The 20109-nt window shown below is 45.1% G+C and carries 11 protein-coding genes; all 11 read right to left on the minus strand.

The window, feature by feature from the left end; translation table 11 throughout:
- Nucleotides 1-4: 4 nt before the first annotated feature.
- Nucleotides 5-2287 carry a GH92 family glycosyl hydrolase gene (locus SFU91_03900; protein MDX2128159.1) on the minus strand — a complete coding sequence of 761 codons (2283 nt, stop codon included), beginning with the start codon at nt 2285-2287 and terminating at the stop codon, nt 5-7.
- 86 nt (nt 2288-2373) lie between these two features.
- A complete protein-coding gene (locus SFU91_03905; GenBank protein MDX2128160.1) occupies nt 2374-5427 on the minus strand; it encodes a T9SS type A sorting domain-containing protein in 3054 nt (1017 codons plus the stop codon).
- Nucleotides 5428-5622: 195 nt separating this feature from the next.
- Complete coding sequence (locus SFU91_03910; GenBank protein MDX2128161.1) at nt 5623-6513, minus strand: ROK family protein; 891 nt, start codon at nt 6511-6513, stop codon at nt 5623-5625.
- A gap of 8 nt (nt 6514-6521) precedes the next feature.
- Nucleotides 6522-8378 (minus strand): glycoside hydrolase family 36 protein, encoded by a 1857-nt coding sequence (locus SFU91_03915; protein ID MDX2128162.1) that lies wholly within the window; start codon nt 8376-8378, stop codon nt 6522-6524.
- The gene (gene galK, locus SFU91_03920; GenBank protein MDX2128163.1) at nt 8375-9550 is read right to left on the minus strand and encodes a galactokinase; all 1176 of its coding nucleotides are present in this window, start codon (nt 9548-9550) and stop codon (nt 8375-8377) included. The genes SFU91_03915 and galK overlap by 4 nt, the downstream gene beginning before the upstream one ends.
- Nucleotides 9551-9557: 7 nt before the next feature.
- Nucleotides 9558-10586 carry a UDP-glucose--hexose-1-phosphate uridylyltransferase gene (locus SFU91_03925; GenBank protein ID MDX2128164.1) on the minus strand — a complete coding sequence of 343 codons (1029 nt, stop codon included), beginning with the start codon at nt 10584-10586 and terminating at the stop codon, nt 9558-9560.
- 21 nt (nt 10587-10607) lie between these two features.
- Entirely contained in the window at nt 10608-12092 is a 1485-nt protein-coding gene (locus SFU91_03930) for a glycoside hydrolase family 125 protein (GenBank protein MDX2128165.1), read from the minus strand.
- Between the two features lies 1 nt (nt 12093).
- Nucleotides 12094-13893: a family 16 glycosylhydrolase gene (locus tag SFU91_03935; protein ID MDX2128166.1), complete on the minus strand. Its 1800-nt coding sequence runs from the start codon at nt 13891-13893 to the stop codon at nt 12094-12096.
- Nucleotides 13894-13902: 9 nt separating this feature from the next.
- Nucleotides 13903-15186, minus strand: coding sequence for an L-fucose:H+ symporter permease (fucP, locus tag SFU91_03940; protein ID MDX2128167.1), 1284 nt, complete (start codon nt 15184-15186; stop codon nt 13903-13905).
- A 25-nt stretch (nt 15187-15211) separates the two neighbouring features.
- Nucleotides 15212-16255, minus strand: a complete 1044-nt coding sequence (locus SFU91_03945) for a PorV/PorQ family protein (GenBank protein MDX2128168.1) — start codon at nt 16253-16255, stop codon at nt 15212-15214.
- Nucleotides 16256-16265: 10 nt separating this feature from the next.
- The gene (locus tag SFU91_03950) at nt 16266-20108 is read right to left on the minus strand and encodes a hypothetical protein (GenBank protein ID MDX2128169.1); all 3843 of its coding nucleotides are present in this window, start codon (nt 20106-20108) and stop codon (nt 16266-16268) included.
- Nucleotide 20109 lies beyond the last annotated feature (1 nt).

Genomic DNA, 20109 nt, shown 5'->3' on the forward strand with positions numbered 1-20109 from the left:
CGTTTCATTTCAGCGGTCGAAAACTCATTGAAGGAGGAGCAGATTCTTTTGCTCTACCCCAAGTGGGATGGGGTTTTTCGCCCATCGTAATCGTAAGTGTAGATGTCGCTATCAACTCTTGATGAGAAATCCATACACGGTTAAGCGGTTTTCCATCGCGGGTGATGCTCTGGATGAACCGATTTTCCGACGAATTATTTTTGACATCAATCAAGAGTTTTTTTCCGTTTTGAAGAGAAATGGTGGCTCTTTTAATCACCGGGGAGCCAAAGACATAGTGCCCTGAAGCGGGATTGACGGGATAAAGACCTAAGGCACTCCAAATGTACCACGCTGAAAGTTGGCCGACGTCATCATTTCCACAAAGCCCATCGACCCCATCATGATAAAGCTCTTGCATAATTTGCCTGACTCTTTCGGCTGTTTTTTCGGGTGCGCCTGCATAAGAATACAAATAGGCAACATGATGGCTTGGCTCATTACCGTGTGCATATTGGCCGATTAGACCTGAGACATCAGGCGGGGCTTCGCTTCCCATTTTCCGCTCAAGCGTAAAAAGTGAATCCAGCTTAGCAATAAACTTTTCATTCCCACCCATTAATCGAATAAGTCCTGCCGGATCGTGTTGAACCGACCAGCTATACTGCCACGCATTTCCTTCGGTGAAATCGCCGGCGCGGTGATCGGCATTAAACGGGTCAAAAGGTGTGCGCCAATTTCCGAGCGAATCTTTGGCTCGCATAAAACCTGTCGCGGGGTCGAAGAGGCGCGTATAACTTAGCGCGCGATTTCGGAATTCCGTGATATCATCCTTAATTCCGAGTGATTGCGCCATATCATAAATGCACCAATCGTCGTAAGCATATTCCAATGTTTTGGAAACCGTTTCATTTTGAACGCCAATCGGCATAAACCCCCATTTGCGATAGGCATTGATGCCCGATTCATCGCGTGTGGCGCTATGACGCATCGCCTTGTAAAATCGAAGTGCATCCTTTTTTTGGATAAATCCCTTTTTATAAGCTTCTGCAACGACCGGAATTGCATGATAGCCAATCATCACATAGGATTCGTTTGACATCAAAGACCATACCGGAAGTTCGCCGTATTCTTGATACTGAGCATAAAAGGATTCGAGATAATCGTTGACTTTTTGAGGGAAAAGCAGGGTAGCAAGCGGATGCCACGCTCGGTAGGTATCCCATAATGAAAAGACGGTGTAATTCGTAAACCCTTTAGCAAGATGAATTTTCTTTTCATTTCTTTCGGAGCCGCGATACCTGCCATCAGTATCTTGATAGAGCGACGGCGCAATCATTGCATGATAAAGCGCGGTATAAAAAACATTCTTGGTTTGATCATTCGCTTCGATAGTAATATTACTCAGCGCGTTTCGCCAAAGCGACACAGCTTCTTCTTTGGTTTTATCGAATTTCCAATGTGGAATTTCTTCTTTTAAGTTCTGTAAAGCCCCTTCTTCGCTTACAGCAGAAATTCCAACTTTGACCAATATTTCGCCCGTTCCCTCAGGATAGCTCAGAATCGCTCGTGCTTTTGGATTTTCATATTGCGTAAGGTTTGGTGAAATGAGTGAATCGGTGGTAAAAACTATTGTTATCGGTTTCTTAGAAAATGTTGCAGCAAAAAATACGCGTTGGTCTTTTGCCCATCCTGACGAATATCGAAAGCCAATCAGTGTACTGTCATTAATTTTTTTTATAGAGGCGTTTGTTGCAAAATCCCATCCGATACCGTGTAGGAGATTCAATGCGATAAACGGCTTTTTATTTTTTGGGAATGTGTATCGATGAAACCCGCTGCGCGGTGACGCGGTCAGTTCAACTTGAACTTGGTGATCTTTTAGAAAAACTTTGTAGTAGCCGGCTTCAACAATTTCGTCTTCATGAGTAAACCTTGAACCATAGCCATCATGCCAATTGGCGCGTTTAGCATAGGATAATTTGAGGGAATCTGTAAACGGCATTAAGGAAATATCGCCCATTTCACCGATGCCGGTGCCGGAGAAATGTGTGTGGCTAAATCCAATGATGATTGAATCTGAGTAATGATAGCCGGAACACCAATCCCATCCTTCGATAAATTGATCAGGGCTAAGTTGAACCATTCCAAAAGGGGTTGTAGCACCCGGAAAGGTATGTCCGTGACCGCTGTTCCCAACTCGTGGATTTACAAATTCAGCATTCCCTTTGTCTTGAGCCCTAAGGTGAAATTGAAAAACAAAACAAAGAATTAAGAAGGACGCAAATGAAAGGAATCTTCTCATCATCTTAAATGTTTCAGGCCTTTTGGTAAAAAAAAATCCGTCCGGCAAGTAACCGCCGGACGGATTTCATCATCGGAGTCAAAAAATACTTATTTGATAAGCATCATTTTGCGGGTCGTAGAGAACGAACCGGTTTGTAAGCGATAGAAGTAAACACCACTTGAAAGATTTGCTGCATTAAATGTAACCGAATAGTTACCAGCAGTTTGCCGTGTATTTACAAGTGTTGCGACTTCGCGACCCAGAACATCATAAATCTTTAGGCTGACATTCTCAACACTCGGAACAGAGTAACGAATGGTTGTTGCCGGATTGAATGGATTCGGATAGTTTTGAGCGAGTTCATAACCGGTTGGACGACCAGCTTCTTTTCTTGGCGTATTCAAGAGCGCAGCGGTCGGGTTGCGATTGGTTTTAGTTGCAATACCAAACTGTCCTAACTCAGCTGCAGACAAGTTGAATGCTTTCAAGAAATTCCCTGAACGATAAGTGCTAACTGGAGTCCATCGCGAAACGGAGCTATTGGCTCTTCTTGCGATATAAAGATTTTGCGGACGCGGAATGTTTGTTAATCCAGAAACATCGAGTGAAATATCGAAGCGTGTTTCTGCACCTAAACCGGTTTGATTGATTGTCCAAATTCTTCCCGGAATTACGATATGCGGAGCTGCATCGCCGTCATTGATACGGTACACATTTCCGAAACCAACAGTATCGATTACATCCACAGTGTCAACCGTTGCATTGACGCCACGTGTCGTTGTAATGGTTCCGCTTGATGTTCCATTTCTTTGGATTTCGATAAAAGCGCCGGTATTACCTAATACATAGGCACCTTCACCGGCTTCACCAGCAGCGACGGTCGGACTGGTTGCGGTTGATTTAGGTGAAGTTGGCAACGGACTATCGTTGGCTTCAATCTTTCGAATAAAGATATCCCCTCGGAATCTTGGAGCGCTTGTGGTATAGACCGGTACATAATCACCACCAACATTATCAGGGCCACGGTTTCCAACAACACGTGCTTCTCTATCGGTATCGTCAAAATTATGACGGAAAGTCATTCCATAAATGAGTCCGGGGTTCACGGTCATAATGACTTGGTCGATTTGAGTGCTATCAACCGAATAAACTGCTGTGGCCCCAAACCCGAAGACATCATCATAATTCAGACCAACAAAATTGTTGTTAAAATCAAAGATGTACTCGCGGTATTTGCCATCGGCAATCAAAGTTGCTTCGCGTGCAATTTCATTGCTAAAACGGCGGCCACCATTTGTAGCGCGTAAAGATGTATCGCGCAAAACAACCCGAAGTGTCGGAGCGATATCGCGTCCAAACGCATTCAAGTTTTCAGTTTCAGTTCTCGCCCAAACGTGAATTACTTTTGCTCGGCTTAAATTGACCGAGGTGGTATCATTTGCATTGGCTTTAATCGTTTTCCAGAAAGAATCTCCACCACCACCAAGAGTATCTGCTAAATCACCGGGTAAGCGACGGCGACCTTGCGGAAGTCCATTGACACCGATGCTTCCTGAAACACCCACTTTAAGGGCGGGTTGGCCTAAGTCTGTTTGCCACGCAAGGGTATAACGATCACGGAAAGGTTGATCACCTGCAGGAATACCAACCGTCCATCCGTTGAGCGTTGTATCAGATACGCTGAAGTCATCGAGAACCAATGCTGTTTGCGCCACATTAGCTGGAACACCGATGTTAAATTTTAAGCTTAAGTATCTTTCGACGGTTTCGATTTCTTGCTGTGTTAAAATTCTATTGTAAACTAGCACCTCAGCAATTTCTACCTCACCCGCTCCAGTACCATTTAGAGCCGAAGCAAGACGAGTTCTTACACCGCTTCCTGCAGAATTTGTAACCGTTCCTGTATAGGTTGCAATTGCAAACTCATTTTGATTTAAGGATAATGTTCCTGTACCATTCTTTCGAAGTGTTGCAGCTGTACCGCCTGTTCCGGCAGCAAGTAACTGTCGATTTCCGCCGCCTGAAAGCCACATTCCAAACCCGTTGGTTGTTCCTTGGACATCAGCCGTTGAAGCCATCAAAACATTAGGATTAGCAAGGTTTGCCGCCCGACTTGCCGCTACGGCAAATGCAGTAATGGCACCGGAGGTTGGCAAAGCAAAACCCATCGTATCATTCACACCGTCAAAGCGAACTGAAGGATAACCATTCACTGCACCGTTGAAAAGTGTTGGGCTCGCAGAACCTGTTGATTTTGCTGTTCGACCTTTTCCTGATACATCGATCCAAGTGGTGACTGCATCACCACGATTGAATCCACTGTTACCCAATTCTTCCGGTCTTAGCCAAACTTGCAAGCCTGTTGTTGGAATTTGATTTGTAGCAACGGCAGGAAGAGAAATCGGGATATCGTATCTACCGCTGAGGTAATTTTCAACTTGCTCGCGTTCTTCGGTTGTAAGAGAGCGGTTATAAACGATCACTTCCGCAATGTCGTTTTTACCTGCTCTCAAAGAATCTCTAAGAGCTCCGAGTACAAACGGGAAACCGCTTCCACCAGTATTGCTAAAGCCATTTGCATCGTATTGAATAATTGCATATTCGCCAAGATTTAGGGTAGCTGATATAGCAAAGCCGTTTTTACGAATGGTGACATTTCCATCTGTTCCTTCATTGATTCCACCTTCACGACGAATTTCACGGTTCCCTCGGTTCGCAAAAGTATTATAAGTTGAAAACCCAAAGCCGCGTGATGGGAAGTCGGTTTTGCCCGCCATTACAACATCAACTGCTTGACCCGGGTCGGCTACTAAAGGATCTCGTTGGTGGGCTAAAACAATAAAAACATTCACTGTTCCAACGGTTGAATCTTGCACAACCATTAACGGTTGATTTTTTGTCGTACCGCCGTCGCCATTAAAGCGAACGGTTGGCAGTCCATTGATGGCATTGGTTACAAGGGTAGGTCTAAAGCTACCGGTAGAAGAGGCTGCGCGCCCGTTCCCGGAGTTGTCGGGCCAAGTGCCGATAGAATCGCCATTGGCACCGGTAATGTCACTTGCCCGAAGCCAGAATCTCAATCCTCCGGTGGGGATTTGAGCATAGGCTGAACCTGAGGCAATAAAAACCAGCATAAGAAGCAGTAACGCTCTTTTACTCATTGTCGTATATGTTTGAGTTATTGGATACTTTCCTTTAGGCAAAATGATTATCCCAAAGGTTTTTAATGGTCTTGTTGCAAACGACTGAACTGACTTATGAATTCAATTGTGAAGTCATTTAATCAGTTAATTTAATCGTTTCAATTATTGCGTTCAAGTTTAAGTTTTTACCTTCAATTTTCAAAATGATATTTTTTATGATAGAAACGCTGCCCCGAAAACCCCTGCACTATCGCCCAGTTCAGGCTTCTTGATGACCGTATCAAACCGGTGATTGAAGACATATTTTTTCACTTCTTCAATTCCTTCGATATAAAGCGAATCGATATTGCCAACGCCACCGCCGAGCACAATCACATTGGGGTCGAGCAGATTGATGATGCTTGCAAGGGCTCGGCCAAAATAATGATGAAGCCTTTGAAGCGTTTCTTCGGCAAGTGGGTTGTGCTTACGAGAATCAACAATCTCTTTTAGGCTGCGCCTTTCACCACTTTGTGTGAAAAAATATTTTTCAAGCGCAGGGCCAGAAATAAAACTTTCCACACAACCTTTGATTCCGCTGTAACACATTTCGCCATTTGCATCAAGCACATTATGGCCCCATTCTCCGGCAATGCCTTGCGCTCCGTTCAAAACTTTTCCGTTCACCACAATTCCACCGCCAACTCCCGTACCCATTATGACACCGAATACCACCTCCGCTCCGCGCCCTGCGCCATAGAGTGCCTCTGCTAAGGCAAAACAATTGGCATCGTTGGCGACAATGACTTTACTCGAAAGCCTCGCCCCTAAATCGTGAGGAAGATTTTTCCCATTCAGCGCTGTGGTATTGCAATTCTTCATTGCGTTGATGAAAGGATCAAAAGTGCCGGGAGTTCCTATCCCAATTGATTCGGGAATTTTCAGCCCCGTAGATTTCTGCATCTCGCGAACCATTGCTTCAATTCTCCCCACAATATGCTCGTAGCCTTTATCGGCCTCTGTTGGAATTCGCGAACGAAACAATGGCTTTTGAATATTGCCCTCTTCAAGAACCACCCCTTCGATTTTTGTGCCGCCTAAATCAATTCCCCAATGTGTTTTCATTTTACAGCTTAATAGAAAGTTACATAGCCTGAGCGTGGAATTTCAATTTCATGTACGCCCACTTTAAAATTTATTTTTCTTTTTGCAACCACCGCTCCGAAACAGTCCCGAATTTCAATTGACCGATTCCCGCAATTCTTTTGGCACTGAACCGTGAGTTTTGTTTGATGGGTGGCATTTATGACTTTCCAACGCTTTATTTCCTTTTGTTCGAACGGCGCTTTTAGTATGAGCGGCGCATAAACCGCTGTGAGAATTTCTCCCCCCTTTTCTGAAGAAACCACCGGATAATTTAATTCGGGGTGAAGTGGCGTAAGTTTTCCATCCAAAAGCAGAGCACGGTTTTCTTTCCAAAATGTCATCCAATGCTGAATCATCTTAAGATGATTTTGAGGAATTTTTTCAAAACGGTTTGAAAGTTGAGGTACGCTAAAAAGCACTGCCAAAATTTGCTGCGCAGCGATTTCAACGGGTTCATTGGTATTCCAAGTAATCATATCGCTATGAACCGTAGTAGAGCCGGAAAGCAAGCGAATATCGAGGGTGCGAAGTCTGTTTTCGAGCGCGTCATTCGCGCAATCACCGGCGCGGAAGAGATTGCCGTATTGGCGCATTGGCGGAGAAATGTAGGATTGGCGGAATTCGATGAGAATTTCGGGGTTGATGGCTTTAAGGCGAGCAATGATATCGGCCATTAACTTGGCTGTTGCAACTTCAACGGATATAACATCACGTCCGTTCATCGTTTCATTTTGCGTGGCTGATGGCGAGCGCAGCATATCAATAAAATCAAGCTTAACGCCATCAAGACCAAAGTCTCTCACGCCGGCTTCAATCCGCGAAGCAATATGGTTTCTCACTTCGGGGTAGCGGACATCAAGCACATGCGTTCGCAGTCCCCAATCAGTATAAAGCATTTTATCTTTGAAAGTTTTTGCCGCCTTACTTCTTACACCGGCAAATGGAACGGCATACCACAAAAGCGCTTTGAGCCCAAGGGTGTGAATGGAATCGACGGTTTTCTTAAAGTTTGGGAAAATTTTTGGATTGACTTCCCAATCGCCACAATCTTCATAGATACTTTTTGGATCGTCGGTTTGCCATCCGTCGTCGATTATCACTGCATCGCAGCCAAAGCTTTTCGCAATTTTGCACTGTACAAGAAGCGTATCCTCATTCAAAGCTTTATGAAAAGAGTACCACGAAGAATACATCGGTTGACGGCCAACATCGGGAGTCGGGAGTGGTTTATACATCGTGCTATACCACAATGAAAAATCTGTAAGCACTTGCGAGTAGGGAAGAATCCTTGTATCGACTCTTAGCGTGACGCTGTATGTAGAGCACGGTTCTGTTTTTAGCCAAAAGAGTTCGGCCTTGCACTCCAGCGACGAGGTTTCTTCGTCCACACCCATTCTTACGGTTATGGGCGTTTCGGCATCGCTACACGCAAAGGCCACGCGCGATTTCCCTTCGGCATTGAGCGCAATCATCAGCGGCGCGTTGTGTGTGACATTCGAAAAAAATCCTTCCTGCCAAGTAATTCGCAAATGCCGTGTAAAGAGCATTGAAGGATGCCAATTGCTTTGGATATCAACGATGGGAAATTTAAAGGCGAGTGTCAGTCCGGCGGGAAGTGTATCCATTCGTGCTGATGTTAGGGTAAGATTGAAATCAACGATTCCTCTTTCAATCTCGCGCGATTCAATCCGCGATTTGAATGTCCCTAATTCACCCAAAAGTTTCACTTTTGGAATCGCTGTTTCCTGCCCAATGACTTCATTCACCGGTGCGAAGCATACACAGAATCCAACGACGGCAAGAAGAATAAGGCTTCGGGTAAATTTTTGGATATTTTTTTTCATAATGCCAATGTATTGTGTTGAAATAATTCTGCCCCGCATTCCGACTTTGCCTCAAAAATAGTGCAGGTGACAGGCATTGCCCTTTCGTATCTCACTTTTAGTTTCTTACAAAATGTTTCAGCTGCTTCACTTTGCACAAGCGCAACGGCACAGCCGCCGAATCCTGCACCAGTCATTCGTGCACCATAACACGCCTCATCTTCTGAAGCAAGCTTTACCATTGTATCGAGCACTTCTGCCGAAACTTCGAAATCATTCTTTAGAGACTGATGACTCTCTATCCACAATTTACCTAAGCACTTTGGGTCGTTTTGTTTCATCGCTTCTTCCGCCTTGAGAACACGGAGATTTTCAGAAACAACATGAATAGCACGTTTTTTTAATTCACTCTTGAGCTTCTTTTGCTCTATCATTTCAAAGGTGGCATCTCGTAAAGAGCTAAGCTGAAGGGCTTTTGCGGCGGCTTCACACTCTTCTCGCCTTGTGTTATATCGCGATTCCGAAAGTGCCCGCCTTGTTCCGGTATCTAAAATGATGATGCTTGTACCGCTTGGAAGTGGTGCGGGGCGCATCGAAAAATCTTGGCAGTCAATGAGGAGTGCACTTCCTTTTTGTGCCGAGGTGGAAATGAGCATATCCATAATACCGCAGCGCATCCCAATCCATTCATTTTCGGCCTTTTGCATTAAGCGTGCTGCATGAGTCGGCTCCCACACCAATTGAAAGGCCTCTGTAAAAGCTCTTGCCAATGCTACTTCAAGTGCTGCGGAGGAAGAAAGCCCGGCGGACATCGGTAAATCGGTATCAATCAAACATTCAAGTCCGCTTTTTGGCACATGTGAGATTTTTCCATCTTCTCCGGAAAGCAACGCCCACGCAGCGCCTTTGGCATATTCAAGCCACGAATGTGTTTCTTTGAAAATATTTTTGAGTGAAAAGCCTTTGGTTTCATCGAAGTAGGTGGAATAAAAGGTTATGATTGGGTATGATACTCTTCGGCAAGCAATCCAGACGGCGTTGCTGAGTGCCATTGGCATCACAAACCCGTTGTTATAGTCGGTATGTTCCCCTATCAAGTTTACTCTTCCGGGTGCTCGCGCAATAAATTCCGGCGGCTTTCCAAACTTGGCGTGAAACTTTGCAGCAACTTGATTCATCATCGATTCATTCATTCTTGCCTCACTCGCTTTTGAAGTGTTTTTGATGTGACTCGCGAAGCATTTGTGCGGCGGTTTCGGGGAGCATATCTCGCTGCAATTCAGAAAGCAATTCAAACCCAACAATATGCTTTCTCACGGTTGCAGAGCGGAGCAACGGTGGGTAAAAATGCGCGTGCAATTGCCAATGTTTTCCTTCGGCACCAAAGGGTGCTTGATGCCACCCCATTGAGTATGGAAATGAAACATCGAAGAGCCTATCGTAACCCATTAAAAGCTCTTTCAAAATTTTTGCCAACGACTTTTTTTCATTCTTGCTGAGGCTTAAGAGATGATGATGTGCGGCTTTTGGGAGCACCAATGTTTCAAATGGAAATGCCGCCCAGAATGGAACCACCACGGCCCAATGTTCATTTTCTAAAATCACGCGTTCTTTGGCCTCAAGTTCTATTGAGAGATAGTTCATCAACAGTTTCTTGTTTTCTCTTTGGAAGTATTCTTTTTGGGTGTCATCTTCTTTTTTGGCCTCCGTGGGAAGCGAATTCATTGCCCAAATTTGCCCGTGCGGATGTGGGTTTGAACAGCCCATCATTTCACCTTTGTTTTCGAAAATCTGTATCCATCGATAGTTCTTTGAGAGTTCTTCGGTTTCCGTTTGCCATAAATCAATAACGGCTGAAATTTCTTCGACGCTCATCTCAGCCATTGTTTGGCTATGATTGGGAGAAAAGCAAATAACCCGCGCCGTTCCTTGCACGCTTTCGGCTTTGAGTAAATCATGTTCAAAAGAACTCGGTTCTGTATTCGGGAGAATCGCGGAGAAATCGTTGGTGAAGGAATATGTGGAAGTATAATTCGGATTCATCTCCCCATTGGCTCGCGTATTTCCGGGGCAGAGATAACATAAAGGGTCGTGCGTACGCGGTGTATCGATTTTTGCAGTTTCTATTTTCCCTTGCCACGGCCGTTGATTCCGATGTGGGGAAACAAGAATGTACTCTCCGGTCAGTGGGTTATATCGCCTGTGAGGGATTGAAGAAAACTCTTTCATCGATTATTTCATCTCATTACTTCAAACTTTTTTCAAAAGGTCGGGTCGTTCGGAACGAAGTTTTAAGATGAGTTCGCCAAAGAGTGTATTGGCCCACGCAAACCAAGAGCGTGTAAACTTTTTAGCATCGTCTTTATGGAAGGCTTCGTGCATAAATCCTGTTCCGGCGTGGGTTGATTTAAGAATTTGCAGTTGCTTCCGAATTTCCTCATTGCTCGTTGAAGTAAGTGCTACGGCAATTACGCCCAAATGCCAAATCATTTCCCATCCGGCATGTGGGCCGCCGTAGCCTTCGCCCGCCTTGCCTTTGAAGAAATACATGTGGTCGTTTGAGAGAATAAAGCGTCGTGTGTTTTGATAAACAGGGTCGGTTACCGGAACCGCACCTAAATACGGTAAAGAAATAAGCGATGGAAGATTCCCATCATCCATAAAGTAATGATTCCCAAAACCATCCGTTTCGAAGGCGTAGCACAAGCCGTAAGTGAGATGCTGCTTTTTGGAATGGATCTCAAGTGCGGCTGAAATTTCACTCGCAAGCCCTCTTGCGCGATCGGCAAGCAATTTTTCAGTTGTATCGGTTTGAAGCATCTCAGCCAGTTGGGTTAAGCTGGTAACAGCAAAGAAATTAGACGGGATCAGAAATGGAAAAAGGCAAGCATCATCGGAAGGTCGGAAGGCGGAGTGAATAAGCCCCACTTTGCGCGTTGGCAACCCAAGCCCATCGTTGGCAATGAAATCGCCGTACCACGCGGCGAATTCACGCTTGAAGCGGTAAGTGCCTTCATTCTCTTTGCGCTGCTGCTCGGTGAAGACATCCACAATGCGTTTCATTGCTTGTTTCCACGGTTTGGTCATAAATGCCGAGTTGCCTGTTGCTTTCCAATAGAGATAGGCCAAACGAATGGCGTAGCAAAGCGAATCGATTTCCCATTTTCGCTCGTGAAGCTCATTGCGCATTGCGGTTTTATCTTGATGCCACCGCGAGGCTTCTTTCCCATCGATATTAAACGCATTCGCAAAGGCATCGATGAGAATGCAATCCGTTTGCCGATGAATAACGCCTTCAATAAGCGTGGAAAGTTTTGAGTCTGCTTTCGCAAGTGGAATGTAGGGCGTTACTTGCGCGGTGCTATCGCGCAGCCACATTGCGGGAATATCGCCGGTGATAATAAAGGTATCTGGCAGACCGTTGCGTTTTCCGTGGAAAGTGATGGTGGTATCCAGCGTATTCGGGAAGCAGTTTTCAAAAAGCCATTTTAGTTCAGGGTCAATATCACTTCGCTTAATGTCCTCGATTACGGCATCAACACTTTCACTTCGAAATTTTCTGTCTTTTGGCAGTGGCCGTTTGCTCACAAATTCTTGACCTTCAATCGGATTACCCGCTTGATGTTCAATGGAATGCATTCCCTCTGCAAGTAAATCGTGATTCATCACTTGCCCCAAGGCCATTGCAGCGGCGGCTTTGGCCAATGATTGCAAAAAATCTCGTCGTGATATCATCTTATTTAATGAGCGTCATTTTTCTTGTTTCGATAAACCCGCGCTGCCCACCGAGAGGCGTGGCACTAAGGCGGTAGAAATACACCCCACTTGCGAGTGACGAGGCATTAAAGTTTATGTCGTAGCGGCCACTGCTTTGCAACGTGTTCACCAATGTTTCAACCTTTCTGCCCAAGAGATCATACACATCAAGCTGAACGCGCGAAATTTCGGGAAGTTGGTATCGGATGGTGGTGGTTGGGTTAAACGGATTCGGAAAGTTTTGCATCAACTCATAGTCTCGTGAAATCTCTCGCCCTCTTCGGTCAATTCTCAAGAGCTGCCCGGCTTGCTCCGGCATTGTAAGCCCCAGAAACATTCGCCCATTTTGGAAGAAGATGTTATCGGGTGTGAATTGTGCATTATTCGCGCTCCAAGTGCCTGTCCCTCGATCCCATCGGTTTGAATCAAAGCTATCGAGATTATCTTGCCAAGAAAATGTGAATCCTCGGCTTTCGCTCCAACTGGAATACCGCACCCATTCATAAGCAGGATATAGCGGTAAAATGCGCCAATCAAATGTACCCGTCCAATCTGTCCAGATGGGTTGCCAGATATTCATCATAATTTTTTGCGCACGGCGAAGCGTGAGAATATGCGCTTGTGTTTGCCGATAAACCTCAACGCCATCCACAAACCACGCCACATACGTGGGAGTCCATTCAAAGGCATAATCATGAAAATCTTGATGCGGGTTGAAATTCACCACTTGCCTGTAATCGTGGCTGGTTTCAAATGCCGTGATGACATTAAACTGTACCTCGTTATTATATCTCCCCAAGATTTCAATATCAATTTCATTCCACTGCTCGGTACTGCCCACAAAATCGTGATAGGTGAAAAATGTGCTCAGCACGCCGCTGCCGGGAACGGATTTCATTCGTACTTCAAAGCGGCCATAAAGGAAAGATTCTTTGGTGCGATACTCTGCTCCACGGTAAAACTTACCGCCACCGGGCGGTGCAACGGGTTCTGTTGCAACGGTGATATTGTACTTCTCGCTAAGGTATTTTTCAACCGCTACGGTTTCTACTGAATTCAAGGTGCGGTTGTAGAGCAAAACTTCGGCAATATCATTGGTGCCATATAATCCTTGCGTTTCACCGACAAAGCTTCCAAGCCGTACTTGCGTTCCCGCAGTTTGACCATTCACTACGCCCTGATTGATGATTCCCGAACCGATATAGGCAGCAACCACAAACTGATTTTGATTGAGATTGATATTGGGTGCATTCTGACCATTTCGTCTTAAGCGTACCGTAGAACCATTTCCTGAAGCCTCTGCAATAAGCGTTCGTGATGCGGTTGACGCAAAACCGTTATAGGTTGAAAATCCAAATCCTGTGAATTGATTGGGGTCGCCGGATGTTTTTGAGGCTAAGATGACATCGACGGCTTGTTGAACCAATGGGGCTCTTCGATTTGCCACAACCACAAAGGCTGAAATATTTGAACCGGAGAGCATTGGAACAGTCATTGCACTTCCGCTTGATGAAAATCCACTCGTCCCTTGAAATCGCACTGCGGGCTTTCCATTGACTTGATTCGTTACATAAATGGGTTTGAAACTTCCGGTGCTGGTTGCATTACGATTTCCGCCTGAAAGATCCGGCCAAAGTGATACCGAATCGCCATCGGCCAATGCCAAAGTATCGGCACGAAGCCAAAGTTGAAGACCCGTTGTGGGAATTTGGGCATATAAATTAATAGCCAAAAAGAATGCGAAAATGGTAACTAAAGTTTTCATTCTTGAACTTTGCATATCAATTTATTAACGATGTTGAGAGCCTATAAATCCGTAGTAAGCTATATACACATAACATAGAAGTGGCAACCAAAATGCTTGATGAAGCCCGATAGAATCAGCCATTGCCCCCATCAAGACGGGAAGAATTGCGCCACCGACAATCGCCATAATCATAATGCTTGAACCTGCATTGGTCTTTTGACCTAAGCCATCAATACCTAAGGTGAAAATGGTTGGAAACATGATGGAGTTCATTAATCCGACCGATAAAATCAAGAACATCGCCATAGAACCTTTTGTCATCAATGTTCCAAAAACTAACAACGCGGCAGTGATTGCAAATGCGCCTAATAATCTACCGGGCTTAATGACAGTCAGTAAATACGATCCGATAAACCGACCGATCATTGCACCGCCCCAATAGTATGAGACATAAGCCGCCGCTTGATTCTCGGGCAATCCTGCAATTTCTTCAAGTCCAATAAAGTTTACGAGATAGCTTCCAATTGATACCTCACCGCCGACATAAAGAAAAATGCCTAATGCCCCAAAGGCCAATTGTTTTTCGCGCAGGACTTCTCCAAACGAACTTTCTTCTTTTTCATTTCCCTCGACCGTTGAAATCGTAGGAAGATTAAAAAAAGCCATTGCACCGGCGAGAATGAAAAGCGCAATCGCAAGCCCGATATAAGGAAGTTGAACCAGTGTGGCTTGACTAAGTTTATACATCGACATCGCCTCAGGGGTCATCGCTTGAAGCTCTTCTGCCGTCTTTATTGTGCCGCTCAAAATCAAAAGTCCCCCAACAGCCGGAGCAATCGTGGTTCCAAGGGAATTAAATGCTTGCGCTAAATTTAATCGGCTTGAAGCCGTTTCAGGCTTTCCTAAAACGGAGACATAAGGGTTTGCGGCAACTTGCAAAAGCGTAATTCCCGTTGCCAGTACAAACAGAGCCAAAAGAAAAAAGGGATAGTATAGAAATGCGGCTGCGGGATAAAAAAGCAAAGCACCAACGCCGGCGGTGCTCAGCCCTATTACGATTCCTGATTTGTACCCAACTTTTGCAATGACCTTTCCGGCCGGAAGCGACATAATGAAATAAGCCGAAAAAAATGTGAACTGAACCATTGCCGCTTGCACAAAACTTAGTTCAAAGACCGACTTTAAGTGGGGGATTAAAATATCGTTTAAGCAAGTCAGAAAGCCCCACATAAAGAAGAGCGTTGTTACTGTAATAAAGGCGGGCGTGTAGTTTTTATTTGACTCTTGCGAGAGCGTTTGTGGTTGTGTTCCAATCGGTGAATTCATTGCCGGCCCTTAAGTAGTAGTAAAATTAAAATTGAAGTGAAAGCGAAAGCCATTGCGGCGCGCTCAAGCGTCCGAAGGTTTGATAAGAGTAGTCGAATCGGAAGTTTAGGCCTGCAAGCATATACTTGACCCCAAGTCCAAATGCTAAACCGGTTTCAGCTTCGTTTAAGAAAAGGGTGTTATAACCGACACGAAAATACAGTAAATCATGCCACCCATATTCTGCACCTAAGTTGAAGTATGAATCGTTATCATTCGGTGCAACACCATCAAGTGCAATGATGAGAAGATTCTCATTGTCTTTGATGAGATCATAGGAAAGACCAATCTTAAAGACGAGGGGAAGATTCCAACTTTCAGTACCTAACATCGCGGGGATCCCGTTATTTTCCCCTGCAGCGCCAGTTCCGGAAGACGCGGTAATCAACAGTCCATTGCCGCTCATAGCCATTTGTGTTCCAAAATTATACATTGTTGCCGCAACGCGAAGCCGATCTTCAATATTATAAAGAAGCCCCAAATCAAGCGCGACGCCTTGCGCCGAAGCTCGCCAAATGGATTGGTTGATAAACTTCAAACTTCCTCCAATCGAAAACTGATCGGTGAGTGAAACAGCATAGCTAAATTGAATAGCGAGATCGTTGGTTGAAAAGAATTCGCCCGTGCCATCGGGTTGCGCTTCTGTTGTGCGTTCAATATCTCCTGAACTGAGCAACGTTGCGCCTATTCCAAATGTGCCAAAGCCTGTCTTGGCAGTTAACCCGGCCCAATTGATACTTGTCCCTGCAAGCCACACGGAGTGGACCGATCCGATTTGAAGACCGTCATTTCTTGCAATGCCCGCCGGATTCCAATAGAGCGACATCACATCGGGGCGAGAGGCAATTTGTGCACCGCCCATCGCTACGGCTCTTGGTCCAATCCCAATGCCTAAAAATTGCGCTGCCGTTGTCGCCACTCGCGATTGTGCATGAATCTCTTGACGATTCATTCCACCTATAATCGCAATAATCATTGCGAGGAAGAGTGCTGAAGTTCGTTTCATTCTACCATTAACTTTTAATCTCATCTCACACTCCTCATTTAATTATGGCGAACTTTCCGGTCTTGCTACCAATCCCGGGAGCATCCAAGTAGTAGATGTATAGCCCGTATGCGGCATCTAGCCCATCTCTTGTTCTCAGGTTCCAATACACCGTTCCTTCCAAACTTCCGCTTTGCCTGATTTCCTGCACAAATTCGCCGCGAACATTATAAATTCGAATTGTTGCATTTTGTGGAACATTGGTAAAGCTGATTCGCCTTTCCCCACGGCCGGTCTGTACACCTACGGGCAATGAGGGTTCATATAAACTTCTCGCGACATATGGGTTAGGCACAACCTTCACACGGTCAAGTGCGGTTTTTTCGATCTCGGATGCAATTCCAACCGATTGCGCTGTTAATTTGAACCGATCACCTGAGACAAATGGCTTGACAAACCGAACCACGAACTTATCCCCGACTTTCGGTTTCACCGCACCCGGCACACGGGTTGGCGAAAAGGTTATCACCCAACTGTAAAGAGAATCCACACCACTTGCCGGAGCAACAGGAAGAAATGGTAAAGCAATTTGTACAAGATTGGAATCTAATCGCGTGTTGACCGTATTAACGGGGAAAAAGAAGCGTGCGACTTGACCCGTCGAAAGATTTCGAACCACAAAATTACACGGCTGTGAATTAATCGTCCGATTTGCGTTGCCACGCCGAAATACCACTCGGTCACTATTTGAAGTTTCAACCACTTCAATTTCAAAATCATTGGCTTGTGCAATGGTATCAAAAGCAACATTACCAGCATCAAATGTGCCATTGTTCACTTGCTGAATACTCACTGTATATGCATTAGGCAACGGTTCACTCCCTCGAGCAACCCAACCGGATTGCTGCGGTTGATATCGAATATTGATATCATTTTCAATTGAGAGCATTAGCCCGTTAAAAATCTGACTATCTCCTACATAAAGGGTTGAATTCCTCCGATATGAACTCTGCACATTCAATGGGAAACGACTTTGTTTGATAATCGTATCAGGGCTATTGGCATTGGTCACATCGATGACTCTGAACGACGTGGTAACACGTGAAAGCTCGCGCGCATCTTGAGTATCAATTCGTCCGTTGCCATTGTTATCGATTCCATCGGTACCGGCATCACTAAATTCTACCACATATTCTTTATTCCGTACGGCCTTGGGGTCAAGTGTTGTATATCGCACACTCCCGCCGCCTATCGGAGGTTTTCCATCCGTAAGCAAAGGAGTTAATGAACCGCCGCTTCCCATTGGGGATTCAAATCCAGAAACTTTCGCTCCCGGGACAACCACAACCACATTTTGACCAAGCAGGAAATTTCCATTCCCATCAGGGCGCGCGCTGACCGGATTCTCTGCCGGATATAGCCCAAGCGCTGTATCACCACGGTTGTAAGCGACTACCGCATAGAAATAGGTTTTTCCGTTGATAACCGAAGTATCGGTATATGAGCGAACAAGTCCGGTATTGTTACCCAAATAAAAGGCGATACCTCTCGATTGTTCAAGCAAAATGGTGGTTGCAAGTGGGAAATTTCCTCGGATATCATTATCCAAGTCAAACTGGGCCAATGCCTTTAACTGCTGTGCAGGCTGCCCTCGTGAATCCGTAATGAGTAAAGCATCTGAAAAATTTGGATCCGTTGCTTTATATATTTTATATCCTTCAAAATTCTTCACTCTTAAATCAGTTGTACCTTGTGGTAGGTTTAGCCTTCGGCGAATAAATTCATCGCGATATTCTTCCGATTCACTTTCCCAATACAGAGTCACTCGTCCGTTATCGGTATAAGCTCTTACAACAGGCACTGGCTGTGGGGGACGGGCAAAATTGTAATTAGCATCATAAATCGCTTGAACAATATCGCGGTTGCTGAGGATATTGATTTCATCTGTTCCATATACTTGCGCAATCGAAAAGCGCTCGGTTTGCCCTGAACCCAAGGGGAAGTAACCTGCGCCATACATATAATCGCCATCGATGATGTTTGGCTGAATCAAATCAAAACGGCCGGGGCGGGTTGAGCGAATCATTTCAGGGATATTTCCCAAATCAAAATCGTTGTTGGTTCCAAAAGCAAAACTTGTAAGCCCAATTTGATCGGCTTCATTGACATCACGGGCATCTATGAAGAGTTCACTGCCATCTTCATTGCCGTTGTTATCAAAGGTGTCGTCACGGCGTTCGTCAATCATTGGGTAAAGTTTTTGATTGATTTCAAGAGGATCTAAAATTCCTGAACCTGCGGGGTAGCCTGTGGGATTATCGACACCAAGTTGAATATAATCGATGTACCGAAGTGGTGTAAGATTTCGTGAACGTGATTGTTGAGTAATTAAATCAAATTCCGTTACTCTTCTGTCCACATGAAGGATATAATTTTCATCGATGAGTCCGTTAAGGTTATCATCAAATGAATTGTTAGAAACTTCTGATAGTACTTTGCCGGGACCAATCACATACGATTTTCCAAGTGAAACAACGGTGGTATCATTAGAAGGAACTCGGAGAAACCTCCGTTGATAAACAGTAATTTCGCTGTTGTATTTTACAATTGGCTTCCGAACCCGTTCAATCACAATTACCGGATCACCGGCTTGCAATACCCGTCGGAATTGAAATTCATCTCGACCACTTTCGGGGTTTGTGGTTTTGGTATTGACATCATAATCATAGGGACCTGAACCGCCGTTTATATTGAATTGTGCCGGTGTGAGTGAAGTATTTCGACCCGAGAGCGTCCAATCATCATCATTATCTATTCCATCAAATGAATTTCCGGGGCTTTCCAAAAAGGCAAGTCCTAATAAACCGGGCGGGAATCGAGCATCCCAAGTTCCGGGGACATTTTGCGGAGAGGTGGCGCGGCTATAAGTAATCGAGCGACTTTGATCAAAGAAGGTAACTCCTCCCGCTGCTGGTCCACCGCCAATATTAGTTCCTACAACCGATCCGAAGAAGACTTTATCATAGTCAAACTTCGAATCGTTCTTAATATCATAAATCCAGAAGATATTGTCTTGAGCAAGAAAGTTGGAGAATTGAAGGCCGCGGATTGAGACGACAAGCCCTGCGCCATAACGGCGAGTATCGCCCGGGTAGGGTTGATAACCGTAGGCATCAAACCATTGCCGATCTGTTCCATCGGTTGTCACAAAATAGCTTTCTTGATCGGCATTAGTAATTCCTCGGCCAAAGTAACCGTTCCATTGTGCAAGACCGGTTCGATCATCAATCCAAGTCGGTTGATCAGGCCAACGGTCGGGCCAAGTGTTCGTGAGGTGACTCATCGCCACTCGGTCTTGACGCGGATTGCTAAATCCGGTAAAAGGGGTGAGGCCATAGAAAATCCCGCCCGGATTTTTTTCCGTCCTTCTAAAGCGTACGCTTGGATTTCCGGTGACATACCAAGATGTATCTGAGATTGAAACACCACTATCCCCATTGACGACAATATTTGGATTGATGATTGAATTTGTTGGAATACGAACGCCAGTTCTATTATCGCGAAGCCGCCTGCCGGTTGCACGAGTTGGATCACTCGCGTCATAAAGAATGGTATCTGCAAAGATTTTTTCAATACCAATCACCACATTTAAGTCACCGACATAAGTATTGTTTTCTACCGGCCAAGCACCATTGGGAGCTAAACCACCCGCGACTCTACCTTGATTAAAAAAGGTGGTTTTCACACGGTTTCCATTGTGAATATTGCTGCGTTGAAATTGCAATCCGTATTGCTGTTCAAGCGGAAGATTGATGCCCTGTGCATTTAATTCAGTCGATAATACGCTGAACAAGACGACCAATGCCGTCAAGAGTGAAAATTGTGAACCCTTTTTCATA

The sequence above is a fragment of the Chloroherpetonaceae bacterium genome (assembly GCA_033763895.1).
GTDB lineage: Bacteria > Bacteroidota > Chlorobiia > Chlorobiales > Thermochlorobacteraceae > JANRJQ01.